The sequence below is a fragment of the Sphingopyxis sp. TUF1 genome, assembly GCF_036687315.1.
GTDB lineage: Bacteria > Pseudomonadota > Alphaproteobacteria > Sphingomonadales > Sphingomonadaceae > Sphingopyxis > Sphingopyxis kveilinensis.
This window is the reverse complement of the sequence record NZ_CP144683.1, coordinates 1,241,696-1,254,088: the sequence shown is the minus strand read 5'-3', so window position 1 is coordinate 1,254,088 and position 12,393 is coordinate 1,241,696. Positions and strand designations below refer to the sequence as shown.

The 12,393-nt window shown below is 65.9% G+C and carries 12 protein-coding genes; 6 read left to right on the top strand and 6 right to left on the bottom strand.

The features are described 5' to 3' along the window. The first annotated feature begins 1 nt into the window (after window position 1). The 3 genes from VSX77_RS05945 to VSX77_RS05935 are packed head-to-tail and all read left to right on the top strand — an operon-like array spanning window position 2 to window position 3,438. Window positions 2-613 carry a glutathione S-transferase family protein gene (locus VSX77_RS05945; protein ID WP_338426733.1) on the top strand — a complete coding sequence of 204 codons (612 nt, stop codon included), beginning with the start codon at window positions 2-4 and terminating at the stop codon, window positions 611-613. A 14-nt stretch (window positions 614-627) separates the two neighbouring features. Continuing rightward, a complete protein-coding gene (locus VSX77_RS05940; RefSeq protein WP_338426732.1) occupies window positions 628-1,086 on the top strand; it encodes a DMT family transporter in 459 nt (152 codons plus the stop codon). 33 nt (window positions 1,087-1,119) lie between these two features. Continuing rightward, window positions 1,120-3,438 (top strand): patatin-like protein, encoded by a 2,319-nt coding sequence (locus VSX77_RS05935; protein ID WP_338426731.1) that lies wholly within the window; start codon window positions 1,120-1,122, stop codon window positions 3,436-3,438. Between the two features lie 143 nt (window positions 3,439-3,581). On the opposite strand, the gene dnaJ is transcribed toward VSX77_RS05935, so the two are convergent. Then, window positions 3,582-4,700 (bottom strand): molecular chaperone DnaJ, encoded by a 1,119-nt coding sequence (dnaJ, locus tag VSX77_RS05930; RefSeq protein WP_338426730.1) that lies wholly within the window; start codon window positions 4,698-4,700, stop codon window positions 3,582-3,584. Between the two features lie 118 nt (window positions 4,701-4,818). Then, window positions 4,819-6,723, bottom strand: a complete 1,905-nt coding sequence (dnaK, locus tag VSX77_RS05925) for a molecular chaperone DnaK (RefSeq protein ID WP_338426729.1) — start codon at window positions 6,721-6,723, stop codon at window positions 4,819-4,821. 153 nt (window positions 6,724-6,876) lie between these two features. On the opposite strand from dnaK, the gene VSX77_RS05920 reads away from it, so the two are divergent. From VSX77_RS05920 to rmuC, 3 genes are all read left to right on the top strand, one after another. After that, window positions 6,877-7,416 carry a copper chaperone PCu(A)C gene (locus VSX77_RS05920; RefSeq protein ID WP_338426728.1) on the top strand — a complete coding sequence of 180 codons (540 nt, stop codon included), beginning with the start codon at window positions 6,877-6,879 and terminating at the stop codon, window positions 7,414-7,416. Between the two features lie 139 nt (window positions 7,417-7,555). Beyond that, window positions 7,556-8,035, top strand: coding sequence for a vgr related protein (locus tag VSX77_RS05915; RefSeq protein WP_338426727.1), 480 nt, complete (start codon window positions 7,556-7,558; stop codon window positions 8,033-8,035). A gap of 509 nt (window positions 8,036-8,544) precedes the next feature. After that, window positions 8,545-9,897 (top strand): DNA recombination protein RmuC, encoded by a 1,353-nt coding sequence (rmuC, locus tag VSX77_RS05910; RefSeq protein ID WP_338426726.1) that lies wholly within the window; start codon window positions 8,545-8,547, stop codon window positions 9,895-9,897. Window positions 9,898-10,001: 104 nt separating this feature from the next. On the opposite strand, the gene VSX77_RS05905 is transcribed toward rmuC, so the two are convergent. From VSX77_RS05905 to VSX77_RS05890, 4 genes are all read right to left on the bottom strand, one after another. Beyond that, the gene (locus VSX77_RS05905; protein WP_338426725.1) at window positions 10,002-10,706 is read right to left on the bottom strand and encodes an META domain-containing protein; all 705 of its coding nucleotides are present in this window, start codon (window positions 10,704-10,706) and stop codon (window positions 10,002-10,004) included. Between the two features lie 158 nt (window positions 10,707-10,864). Next, window positions 10,865-11,677 (bottom strand): TrmH family RNA methyltransferase, encoded by an 813-nt coding sequence (locus tag VSX77_RS05900; RefSeq protein ID WP_338426724.1) that lies wholly within the window; start codon window positions 11,675-11,677, stop codon window positions 10,865-10,867. 4 nt (window positions 11,678-11,681) lie between these two features. Beyond that, window positions 11,682-11,960, bottom strand: coding sequence for an HPr family phosphocarrier protein (locus VSX77_RS05895; RefSeq protein ID WP_338426723.1), 279 nt, complete (start codon window positions 11,958-11,960; stop codon window positions 11,682-11,684). Beyond that, window positions 11,957-12,385 (bottom strand): PTS sugar transporter subunit IIA, encoded by a 429-nt coding sequence (locus VSX77_RS05890; RefSeq protein WP_338426722.1) that lies wholly within the window; start codon window positions 12,383-12,385, stop codon window positions 11,957-11,959. Before VSX77_RS05890 ends, VSX77_RS05895 begins: the two co-directional genes overlap by 4 nt. Between the last annotated feature and the right edge of the window lie 8 nt (window positions 12,386-12,393).

The window sequence follows — 12,393 nt, the reverse complement described above, 5'->3', positions numbered from 1 at the left end:
GATGATCCGCCTTTATGGTTCCGCAATGTCCGGCAACGCGCACAAGGTGCGCATGGCGCTCGGCTTCCTCGGTCTCGACTGGCGTGAGGAGGCCGCCGATGCTGCCATACGGCAGAGCGAGGCCTTTCGCGCACTCAATCCGCTGGCGCAGATTCCCGTCTATGTCGAAGGCGATTTCGTGCTGCGCGACAGCCAGGCGATCATCGCCTATCTCGCCGCGCGCCACCGCCCCGGCGAATGGGACGGGCGCACGCCCGAGGAACGCGGCGCGATCATGGTGTGGTTGTCGCATTCGGCGAACGAGATTTTCAACGGCCCCGCGCTGCTGCGCGCTGAGCGGCTGTTCGGCTGGTCGATCGATCGGGATCGTGCGGCGGCCGTTGCGGTGCGCATTCTGCCCGTCGTCGAAGCGCATCTGGTGGCGCGCGACTGGCTCGTCGGCGACCGGCTGACGATCGCCGACATTGCCGCGAGCCCCTATCTTGCTCTTGCGCCCGACGGCGGGATCGATCTCGACGCATGGCCGCGCATCCGCGACTGGACGCGCCGCATCGCCGCACTGCCCGGCTTTCCGTCGATGCCCGGGTGGTCCGCCGTGCCGCTGGCGGCGTGAGCGGGGTCGATCCGATGACCGCAAACAACGCCGCACCCGCCTTTGCCGCGATCATGTTTCTGACCGGGGTCGGAATCCCGGTCCTCGCCGCGTTGAACGGCGGGCTCGGTGCACGGCTCGGCAGCCCGATGGCGGCGTCGATGATCCTCTTCGGCCTCGCGTTCCTGATCGCCGCCGCGGGCGCGCTGATGACCGGGTCGCTCGGCGCGGTACGCTTCGGCGGGGACATCCCCGCGCATTTCTATTTCGGCGGGTTGTTCGTTGCCTTCTATGTGATCGCCGTGACTTTCATCGCTCCGCGGTTCGGCGTCGGCAACGCGATCTTCTTCGTGCTCGTCGGGCAACTCGTCAGCGCGGCGACAATCGACCATTATGGCCTGTTCGGCGCGATGCGATCGGCGATCGACCTGAAGCGTATCGCCGGGATCGTGCTGATGATCGCGGGGGTCTGGCTGGCGCGCCGTACGGGGTGACGCGAAGCGCGAAACCGCGCTATCACCCGGATCATGCGGGAAAAGGAATTGCGCTTCGCCCTGATTTGCTACGGCGGCATCAGCCTTGCCGTCTATATGCACGGCGTGACCAAGGAAGTGTGGCGGCTCGCCGCGGCGTCGCGCGCCTATCACGATGGCGGCGACATCGGCGGTGCGGGCGCGGTCTATCGCGACCTGCTGGAGGCGATCGCGGCGCGCAGCAATGTGCGGCTGCGCGTCTTTACCGATATTATCGCGGGCGCGAGCGCGGGCGGCATCAACGGCATCTTCCTCGCACGCGCGCTGGCGACCGGCGAATCGCTCGAACCGCTCACCGATCTTTGGCTGGGCAGCGCCGACGTCGACAATCTGCTCGATCCCGACGCGCGGCCGCTGTCGAAAATGACCAAATTCTGGGCGGTGCCGATCGCCGGCTGGGCGATGAAGCGGCGCGGCAACAGCATCGACCGCACCGTCGGCGAAACGGCGCAGGACGAGGTGCGCGCCAAGCTGTCGCGCTTTGTGCGCGCGCGCTGGTTCGAACCGCCCTTTGGCGGCGAAACCTTCTCGCACCTGCTCTTCGACGCCTTTGCCGCGATGGATGCGGCGCCGCGCGGGCCGGTGCTGGTGCCGGACGGCCAGCCCGTCGACCTGTTCGTGTCGGTCACCGATTTCGCGGGGCACAGCGTCCCGCTCGCGCTCAACAGTCCGCCGCGCGTGACCGAGGACGAGCATCGGCTGATCCTGCATTTCCGCGAGGATGGCCGTGCGGGCAAGCGGCTCGACGACGTGCCGGGACTCGCCGCGGCGGCGCGCGCGACCGCCAGCTTTCCGGGCGCCTTCCCGCCCTTCACATTGCGCGAAATCGACCGCGTGCTCGAAAAGCGCGCGCTGGACTGGCCCGGCCGCGACGCCTTTGTGCGCGCGCAATTGCCGCCGGGCGAAGCGGGTGACCCCGCCGACCGTGTGCTGATCGACGGGTCGGTGCTCGCCAACGCGCCCTTCCGCCCCGCCATCGCGGCGCTGAAGCAGCGCCCCGCGCGGCGCGAAATCGACCGCCGCTTCGTCTATATCGACCCCAAGCCCGACTTTCGCTCGATCAGCTTCGGCAGGCCCGGCGACGCCGCCGAGGGCGACGAGCCGCGGCTGCCAGGTTTCGTGCCGACGATTCTTGGCGCGCTGTCGGAAATTCCCCGCGAACAGCCGATCCGCGATAATGTTGAAGCGATTGAGGGCATGTCGCGGCGAATCCGCCGGATGCAGCATATCGTCGATGCGATGAAGGTCGAAGTCGAGGAACAGGTCGCGGCGCTGTTCGGCACGACCTTTTTCCTCGACACGCCGACCCCCGCGCGGCTCCAGAAATGGCGCGCCAAGGCGCAGGAGCAGGCGGCAGCGCGTGCGGGTTTCGCCTTTGCGCCTTATGGTCATCTCAAGCTGTCGGCGGTGGTCGAGGAACTCGCGCGGCTGATCGACCGGCTGCACCCCGCTGAAGGCGCGATCCACCAGTCGAACCGCCGCCTTGCCTTGTGGGACGAGGTGCGCGCGCGCGGGCTCGACCGGATTTCGGGGAAGAAGGGTGCAGGGGCGAGCGGCGATGCGATCAGCTTTTTCCGCACCCACGACCTTGGCTTTCGCATCCGCCGCCTGCGCTTCCTGGCGCGCGAACTCGATACGTCGGTCGAGGCGACGCGCGACGCGCGCGACCCCGCGTGCGACGCGATGCGCGAGGCGATTTTTGCGGCGCTCGGCCTCTATCTCGACCGGCAGGGGGACAGCTGGCTCGCCAACCTCGACCTCCCCGCCGACGCCGGGCCGGGCGACTGGATCGACGCGATCGCCGCGCGCCGCGATCTCGCGATCGTCGACGGCGAAGCCGATGCGCTGATCGCAACGGGGCTCGCCGCGATGCCGAAGGACGACCGGCGCGTGCTGCTGCTCGCCTATCTGGGCTATCCCTTTTACGACATCGCGACCCTGCCGCTGCTTCAGGGCGAGGGGTTCGACGAATATGATCCGATCAAGATCGACCGCATCTCGCCGTCGGACGCGACCGCAATCCGCAGCGGCGGCGCGGCGGCGATGCTGAAGGGGATCGAGTTCAACAGCTTCGGCGCCTTCTTCAGCCGCGCCTACCGCGAGAATGACTATCTCTGGGGTCGTCTCCACGGCGCCGACCGGTTGATCGACATTGTGGCGTCGAGCGTTACCGGCGAGGGCGCAGTGCCCGCGGCGGAGCTTGCGGCGTTCAAGCGGCAGGCCTTCCACGCGATCCTCGACGAAGAGGAGGCTCGGTTGCCGAAAGTGAAGGCGCTGATTGCCGAATTGCGGGAAGAGATTGGCACCCTTTAAGCCCCTCCCCTTCAGGGGAGGGGTTGGGGTTGGGGGCTGTCGAGGTTGCGCAAGGCCGATGGCCCCCACCCCGCTCGACTAAGGCCCGGCTACGCCGGACCAAGTCTCTCTGCCCCTCCCCTGAAGGGGAGGGGTTGTCCCGATCAATCCGTCAAATCGTCCCACATATCCTTGATGCGCCCGAAAAAGCCTTGGCTCGCGGGGCATTCCTCACCCGTTTCGGTCTCGCGGAACGCTTGCAGCAATTCCTTTTGCTTCGCGGTGAGCCGTGTCGGCGTTTCGACGTCGATCTGGACGACGAGGTCGCCGTGGCCGCGGCCGTTGAGCACGGGCATCCCCGCGCCGCGCTGGCGCAGTTGCTTGCCCGACTGGATGCCTGCAGGGATGGTGATGTCGTGTTTGCGGCCGTCGAGCCCCGGAATGCTAATCTCGCCGCCGAGCGCCGCGGTCGTGAAGCTGATCGGCGCGCGCGTGAACAAGGTCGTCCCCTCGCGCTCGAAGACCTTGTGCCGCGCCATGTGGAGGAAGATGTAAAGATCGCCGGGCGCGGCGCCGCGCGCGCCGCTCTCACCCTCGCCCGACAGGCGGATGCGCGTGCCTTCGTCCACCCCGGCGGGGATGTTGACGGTCAGCGTCTTTCGCCGGTCGACGCGGCCCTCGCCATGGCATGTATTGCACGGATCGGCGATGACTTCGCCCGCGCCCTGACACGCCGGGCAGGTGCGCTCGACCATGAAGAAACCCTGCTGCGCACGCACCTTGCCATGCCCCGCACAGGTCGAACAGCGATGCGTCGAGGTGCCGGGCTTGGCACCCGACCCGTCGCACGCGTCGCAGCGCGCGGCGACATCGACCTCGATATCACGCGTCACCCCGGCGAAGGCGTCCTCGAGCCGGATTTCCATGTCATAGCGCAGGTCAGCGCCGCGCGCGGGGCCACGCTGCTGGCGCGCCCCGCCGAACGCCGAGCCAAAGATCGACTCGAAAATATCGCCGATGTCGCCGAAATCGGCCTGCCCGCCGCCGAAGCCATTGGGGCCGCCGGTTTTGCCGAACCGATCGTAAGCGGCGCGTTTCTGCGGATCGCGCAGGCAGTCATAAGCCTCGCTGATCGCCTTGAAGCGCGCTTCGCTGTCCTGACACCCCGGATTCTTGTCGGGGTGATATTTCATCGCGAGCTTGCGATAGCTCGCCTTCAGCGTCGCTTCGTCGGCGCCGCGATCGCATTCGAGCAATTCATAATAATCGATGTCGAGAGACATGCGTCAAAGCCCCTTCTTCAACCCGTCACCCCAGCGAAAGCTGGGGTCGCTGTCGGTCCGGCGACGCCTTGCCGAGAGCGATGCCAGCTTTCGCTGGCATGACGGGTGAAGATCATTCTTACTTCTTGTCGTCTTCGACTTCGGAGAATTCGGCATCGACGACATCTTCGTCGGCCTTGCTCTCGCCAGCGTCGGCGTCGGGCGATGCCGCCGCCTGCTGTTCCTTTTCGTAGATCGCCTGGCCCAGCTTCATCGCAACCTGCGCCAGCGCGCCGGCCTTTTCGGTCATCGCCGCGGCGTCGCCGCCCTCGACCGCGGTCTTGGCTTCGGCAATCGCGGCTTCGATCTCGGACTTCAGCGCGCTATCGACCTTGTCGCCATGTTCGGCGATCTGGCGTTCGGTCGAATGGATCAGGCTTTCGGCGTTGTTCTTCGCCTCGGCCGCTTCGCGACGCTGCTTGTCCTCTTCGGCGAACTGTTCGGCGTCCTTGACCATCTGGTCGATGTCCGCGTCGCTGAGGCCGCCCGAGGCCTGAATCTTGATCTGCTGTTCCTTGCCCGTGCCCTTGTCCTTGGCGTGGACCGACACGATGCCGTTGGCGTCGATGTCGAAGGTCACCTCGATCTGCGGCACGCCGCGCGGCGCGGGCGGGATGCCGACGAGGTCGAACTGGCCCAGCAGCTTGTTGTCCGCCGCCATTTCGCGCTCGCCCTGGAACACGCGGATCGTCACCGCCGACTGATTGTCGTCGGCGGTCGAATAGACCTGCGACTTCTTGGTCGGGATCGTCGTGTTGCGGTCGATCATCTTGGTCATGATGCCGCCCAGCGTCTCGATGCCGAGGCTCAGCGGGGTTACGTCGAGCAGCAGCACGTCCTTGACGTCGCCCTGCAGCACGCCGGCCTGGATCGCGGCGCCGATCGCGACGACTTCGTCGGGGTTCACGCCGGTGTGCGGTTCCTTGCCAAAGAAGTCCTTCACGACTTCGCGCACGCGCGGCATCCGCGTCATGCCGCCCACCAGGACGACTTCGTCGATCTCGTTCGCCGAAATGCCGGCGTCCTTGATCGCCTTCTTGCACGGTTCAAGCGTGCGCTTGACCAGATCCTCGACCAGCTTTTCAAGGTCGGCGCGCGTGATCGTCTTGACCAGATGCTTCGGCCCGTTGGCGTCGGCGGTGATGAAGGGCAGGTTGACCTCGGTCGTCGCGGCCGACGACAGCTCGATCTTCGCCTTTTCGGCGGCTTCCTTCAGGCGTTGCAGCGCCAATTTGTCGCCGCGCAGGTCGATGCCTTCGTCCTTCTTGAACGTGTCGGCCAGGAACTCGACGAGCTTGGAGTCGAAATCTTCACCGCCGAGGAAGGTGTCGCCGTTGGTCGACTTCACCTCGAACACGCCGTCGCCGACTTCAAGCACCGAAATGTCGAACGTACCGCCGCCGAGGTCATAGACCGCGATCGTCTTGTTCTCCGACTTGTCGAGACCATAGGCGAGCGCGGCCGCGGTCGGCTCGTTGATGATGCGCAGCACTTCGAGGCCCGCGATCTTGCCCGCGTCCTTCGTCGCCTGGCGCTGCGCGTCGTTGAAGTAGGCGGGGACGGTGATGACCGCCTGCTCGACCTTTTCGCCCAGATAGGCTTCGGCGGTTTCCTTCATCTTCTGAAGGATGAAGGCGCTGATCTGCGACGGCGAATAATCCTCGCCGCCCGCCTTGACCCACGCGTCGCCGTTCGATCCCTTGACGATCGAATAGGGGACGAGCTCCATGTCCTTCTTGGTCATCGGATCGTCGAAGCGGCGCCCGATCAGGCGCTTTACCGCGAACACGGTGTTTTCGGGGTTGGTCACCGCCTGGCGCTTCGCCGGCTGGCCGATCAGCCGCTCGCCGTCCTTGGCAAAGGCGACGATCGAGGGCGTCGTGCGCGTGCCTTCGACATTTTCGATAACCTTGGGCTTGCCGCCTTCCATCACCGCGACGCAGCTGTTCGTGGTGCCGAGGTCGATCCCGATCACTTTGGCCATTTATACTCGTCCTTGTTGCTTCGTAGGCGCCCTGAAAAGGCACGCCATCCATGGGTTCATGGGCGCGATATAGGTGCGCTAATCCTTGGCACAAGGGCTTTGAAGGCTTATCGGGGATACGAAAATGTTGCGCTTTTACGGAGTCCTCCCGAAATGAAACCCTTCGCTCTTGCCGCCCTTGCCGCCGCGTCCCTCAGCCTCACCGGTTGCGGCGAAAATCTGGGCGCGGGGCAGCAGCTCAACGTCGTCAGCGGCCATATCGTGATGGGGGCGACGCCCGATCGGCCCGCAGTCGGCTATTTCCGCGTCGAGGGCGGCCCGCGCGACGTCGAACTGGTCGCGGTGACCGCCGACCTCGCGCAGCGCGTCGAGATGCACGAAAGCGTGCGCGAAAACGGCATGATGATGATGAAGCCGCTCGAACGCGCCGCGGTGCCCGCCAAGGGCGAGCTGGTGTTCAAGCAGGGCGGCAAGCATCTGATGATCTGGGGCATCAACGGCGCCGCGGTGCGCGCGGGCAAGCTGCCGATGGCGTTTGTTTTCACCAACAACAATAATGAACGCATCCTGTTCGACATGGTGATCAAGCCCGCCGAAGGGGCAACCGGCGAAGCGGCGATGGACCATGATGCGATGGGGCACGGCGCCGATAAGGGCGCCGAAACGGCAGCGCCGGCCGCCGAGAAGAAATAGCGCGGGTGTCCAACGCCGACGTCGTCATTGCTAGCGAAGCGAAGCAATCTCCAGCCCCCGGCGGCGCGCGATTGCCGCGCGCGGGAGATTGCCGCGTCCCCCGGATCATGTCCGGGGTCTTCGCAATGACGGGGTTTTGATGTCGCGTCCCTCCCGCCCCCTGACCAGCGGCGAAATCGTGCTTGCGCGCGGCGTGTTCGGCGGTGCGATCGCTTATGACCGTGTGCGCGTAAACCATCATAAATGGGCTTTCTTCCAGCCGCGCCACATCGTCATGGCGCCGATGGGCCACCTGCATTTCAACCCGCACGGCGACCTCTATTGCGACGATTTCAGCGCCGCGTCGCAGCGCCTGCAAGGGCTGTTCGTCCACGAGATGACGCATGTGTGGCAGGCGCAGACGCGCGGCCGCTGGTATCTGGTGCTGATGCGTCACCCATTCGCGACCTACAGCTACAGGCTCAAACCCGGCTGGCCGCTCGCCCGTTACGGGTTGGAGCAGCAGGCCGAGATCGTACGCCACTACTGGCTGCTGACGCAGGGGGTGGTCGTGGGCGGCGCGCCGGGGGCCGATGCCTATCGGGCGATCTTGCCGGCGTCGTGGCGGGTTGATGTCTGAACGCGGCCGAAAGCTGCCACTAATCCTCCCTGTGGCGAAGCCATGGGGAGGTGGCAGCGCGAAGCGCGGACGGAGGGGCAATTACGCCAACGTCGCCGCCCCTCCACCATCGCCTGCGGCGACGGTCCCCCTCCCCATGGCTTCGCCACAGGGAGGATGTAACGTCCGCTCACCACTCCAAACCAGACATCCCCCAAAAAACCGCTGTCCTACATGATCCGACTATGCCAGCCTTCACCCCGGCTCTTTCAATATGTAGACAAAAGCGATCGCTGCCCGGCCTGCGGACGCGCGCAACCGCACGTTGCGGCATGTCCGGTCCGAACGATCGATCGGCCGCCGCACAAGGCTGACTTTCCCTGAACTTTGGGAGGATCCCGCGGCCCTTGCGCCAATCGGATTGCGGGCGCGCCGGGCTGACCTTTCCTGACCTTTGGGAAGATTTCTCGCCGGGCGCCACTCCAATTAACCCCTAGCCAAGGCACCGGCGTTCGTCCTATGTTCCGCGCATGGATGGACCATCGCTTGTCATCGCCCTTGTCGCTCTTGCCGTCGGCGCGCTCGTCGGCTGGCTGTTTGGCGGTCGCCAGTCGGGCGCGCTGAAGGCCGAGCGCGACGGGCTCGCCGAGCGCTTCAGGAGCGCGGTCACCGACCTTGCTGCCGAAGCCGAAGCGCGCAAAGCAGCCGACATCCAACTCGCGGCGCTGCTCGCTGAACAGAAGGCGCGCGATGCCGCGCACGATGCGCAGATCGCGCAGCTGACCCAAGCGCAGGCCGCGCTTACCGCGCAGTTCCGCGAGGTCGGACAGGCGATGCTCGGCGAGGCGCAAAAGGCGTTTCTCGATCGCGCCGAGGCGCGCTTCAGGGAAAGCGAGGCGACGGCGGGCCAGAATCTGAAGGCGCTGCTTCAGCCCGTCCACGAACGGCTGGAGAAATATGAGACCGAGGTGAAGAAGGTCGAAACCGAGCGGCAAAGCGCGTTCGGCATGTTGCAGGGGCAGATCGAATCGATGCGCGCGCAGAGCGAGCGCGTGTCGAGCGAGGCGGCCAAGCTCGTCAACGCGCTGCGCAACGCGCCGAAAGCCCGCGGCCGTTGGGGCGAACAGCAACTGCGTAACGTGCTCGAAAGCTGCGGGCTCAGCGAACATGCCGATTTCCAGACCGAGGTCAGCGTCGACGGCGGCGAGGCCGGGCGCCTGCGCCCCGACGTTGTCGTGAAAGTCCCCGGCGGGCAGAGCCTCGTCATCGATGCCAAAGTGTCGCTCAATGCCTATCAGGACGCGTTCGGCGCGGTCGACGAGGGTGAAAAGACGGCGCATCTTGCGGCGCACGCCGCCGCGATGAAGGCGCATGTCAACGCACTCGGCGCCAAGGCCTATTGGAACCAGTTCGACGACACGCCCGATTTCGTCGTGATGTTCGTCCCCGGCGAACATTTCCTCGCTGCGGCGCTCGACCATGATCACGAGCTTTGGGACTATGCCTTCGAACGCAAGGTGCTGCTCGCGACGCCGACCAATTTGATCGCGATCGCGCGCACGGTCGCAGCGGTGTGGCGGCAGGAAAAGCTCGCCAACCAGGCGCGCGAAATCGCGATGCTGGGCAAGGAGCTTTATGCGCGCATGTCGGTGATGGGGTCGCATATCGCGCGCGTCGGCAAGAATCTCGATCAGGCGACCGGTGCCTATAATGCCTTTGTCGGAAGTTTCGAATCGCAGGTGCTGACACAGGCCAAGCGCTTCGAGGCGCTCGACATCGAAACCGGCGGGCGGGAGATCCCGGCGCTCCCGGTCGCAGAACAGGCGGCGCGCCCGCTGGCGAAGCTGGCATCGGCGCCCAGCGCGGTGAACGATGGCGATTGAACGCAGATAGATCGTCGCCCCCGCGAAGGCGGGGGGCCGCTAGCGGTTTACGCGACGCCGCCGAGTAAGCTCGATAACGGCCCCCGCCTCCGCGGAGGCGACGGTCAAATCACCCGCTTCAACACCGCCGTTTGCCCGTCCGCACCGCTGATCTCCAGCGTTCCGTCGCTCGGAAAGCTCAGGCGCAGCGGCCCCTGCATCAGTGCAAAGAAGGCGCTTTCCTGCGTCATTCCCGCGCCGGGGCACGCCATCTCGGTCGCCATCAGCGGCCCCGCGGTAAGGGTGCCGTCCGCCACCGAATAGCCACCCGAAAAGCGGTTGCAGCCCGCGCTGCCGCTCAGCCGGTCGCTTTCGAACGCCAGCGAGGTCGGCCGGTCGGGGGCGACGGGCACCCCGGCGATCGAAACGAAAGTCCAGCTGGTCCCCGCCAGCGCGTCGGGCGGCAATATGCCTCCGCCGCATCCCTTTACGGTCTTGCCGTCGGCGGTCACCGTCACCGTGTCGGCATAGGTGCGGTCGCTCATCCCGTCGCTGCACGGTCCGGGCGTTACCTCGACCGTCAGCCGGCTGGCAGCATAGCGCTTGCCCCCAGTTGTGACCTGCGCACCCGGATTGGGCACCGCGATCACCGTCTCGCCATAATCGCCGTCATAATTCAGCCGTTCGGGAGTAATCTCCAGCGTCCAGCCGGGCTCGGTGCCAAGCGCCATATAAGCCGCGGGTGCCTTATCCGGGCGTTGCGGCGTTTCGGCAGCGGGGGCGCACGCCGCGAGGGCTGGGAAGGCAAGCAGGGGCAACAAGCGGATCATCACAAGCTCCTTTTCTCCGCTCGTGTCGAGCGAAGTCGAGACACCCATCGGCTTTGCACAAGGTCGAGAGGCATCTCGACTTCGCTCGATGCAAGCGGGGGAGAAGGAGATAATAGCATGATGCTGGCCGGCGGCTGAATCAAAATGCCGCAACTCGTTCAGCCCCGCCGCTGGTTCAGCACCTCATACGCCATCACCGCTGCTGCAACTGCGGCGTTCAGGCTGTCGGCCTTGCCCAGCATCGGCATCTTGACCCGCACGTCGGCGGCGTCGGCATATTCGGGGGGCATCCCCTGCGATTCATTGCCCGTCAGGATGAAGGTGGGCGCGGCATAGCGAACCGCCTGATAATCCTCGGTATCATCGCCCAGCCACGTCGCGACCAACTGCCCCGGCCCTTGCCGCAGCCACGGCAGGAACTCGTCCCAGCGCGCCTGCACCAGCTTTTGCGTAAAGATCGCGCCCATGCTGGCGCGCACCGCCTCGACTCCATAGGGATCGGTACTGTCGTCGAGCAGGATCAGCCCGCCCGCGCCGACCGCGTCGCCGGTGCGCAGCATCGTGCCGAGATTGCCGGGATCGCGGAGCCGCTCGGCGACCAGCCAGATCGGCGCCGCGCTGCGGTCAATGTCGGCAAGCGTCGCGGCAGGTTCGGCATAGATGCCGACGACCGTCTGCGGATTATCCTTGCCCGACAGTTTCGACAGGATCGCCGGCGTCGTGTCGATCACCTCGCCGCCCGCGGCGAGCGTCGCATCGATGAGCGCCTGTGCCAGCGGATGCGCCGCGCCTTCGGGGCCGAGGAAGAGCCAGCGGGGCAAAACGCCCGCCTCGCGCGCTTCGGTCGCGATGCGCAGCCCTTCGGCCAGAAACAGCCCCTCGGCGCGGCGATGGCGCTTTTCGCGCAGCAACCGCATCCGCTTGACCAGCGGGTTGGAGAGGCTTTCAATTTGGGAGCGGCGACCGGTCATCCGGTCAATCCTCGCCGAAGCTGTCCTTGACCAGCCCGACGAGTTTGAGCAGCGCGGCGTCGGCGCCGTCGCCGCGCGTATGGATGGTGATCGTATCGCCCTTGGCGGCGCCGAGCATCATCAGTCCCATGATCGAGGTGCCGTTGACGCGCGATCCGCCCTTTTCGACTTCGACCGACACCGTTTCGGGCAGGCGGCTGACAAAGGTCACGAATTTGGCGCTCGCGCGTGCGTGCAGCCCGCGCTGGTTGGTAATCTCGACGGTCTCGGAAACCTCGTTCACGGCCCCACTCCCAGCATTTCGGACGCGACCGAGATATATTTCTGGCCCGCTTCCTTCGCCGCAATTACCGCGGCGCGCAGTTCCATCGACTTGCGCGCGCTTTCGAGGCGGATCAGCATCGGCAGGTTGACCCCGGCGATCACTTCGGTCCGCCCGGCTTCGAGCAGGCTGATCGCAAGGTTCGACGGCGTGCCACCGAACAGGTCGGTCAGCATCACGACGCCGCGGCCTTCATCGACGTTGCGGATCGCATCGGCGATTTCCTTGCGCCGCATCTCCATATTGTCGTTGGGTCCGATGCACACGGTGGCGACGGCGCGCTGCGGGCCGACGACATGCTCCATCGCGCGCACCATTTCTTCGGCGAGGCGGCCGTGCGTGACGAGCACCATTCCCAAGAGCGGCAGAGCCTTGTCGTTCGGCATGCAGTGAT

Bases quoted from the DNA above. Each gene is read 5' to 3' on its own strand.
- VSX77_RS05900 (WP_338426724.1), bottom strand. From the start codon at position 11,677: ATGACCGGTCGCCGCTCCCAAATTGAAAGCCTCTCCAACCCGCTGGTC.
- VSX77_RS05905 (WP_338426725.1), bottom strand. From the start codon at position 10,706: ATGATCCGCTTGTTGCCCCTGCTTGCCTTCCCAGCCCTCGCGGCGTGC.
- VSX77_RS05945 (WP_338426733.1), top strand. From the start codon at position 2: ATGATCCGCCTTTATGGTTCCGCAATGTCCGGCAACGCGCACAAGGTG.
- VSX77_RS05915 (WP_338426727.1), top strand. From the start codon at position 7,556: ATGTCGCGTCCCTCCCGCCCCCTGACCAGCGGCGAAATCGTGCTTGCG.
- VSX77_RS05920 (WP_338426728.1), top strand. From the start codon at position 6,877: ATGAAACCCTTCGCTCTTGCCGCCCTTGCCGCCGCGTCCCTCAGCCTC.
- VSX77_RS05935 (WP_338426731.1), top strand. From the start codon at position 1,120: ATGCGGGAAAAGGAATTGCGCTTCGCCCTGATTTGCTACGGCGGCATC.
- dnaK (WP_338426729.1), bottom strand. From the start codon at position 6,723: ATGGCCAAAGTGATCGGGATCGACCTCGGCACCACGAACAGCTGCGTC.
- VSX77_RS05890 (WP_338426722.1), bottom strand. From the start codon at position 12,385: ATGCCGAACGACAAGGCTCTGCCGCTCTTGGGAATGGTGCTCGTCACG.
- VSX77_RS05940 (WP_338426732.1), top strand. From the start codon at position 628: ATGACCGCAAACAACGCCGCACCCGCCTTTGCCGCGATCATGTTTCTG.
- dnaJ (WP_338426730.1), bottom strand. From the start codon at position 4,700: ATGTCTCTCGACATCGATTATTATGAATTGCTCGAATGCGATCGCGGC.
- rmuC (WP_338426726.1), top strand. From the start codon at position 8,545: ATGGATGGACCATCGCTTGTCATCGCCCTTGTCGCTCTTGCCGTCGGC.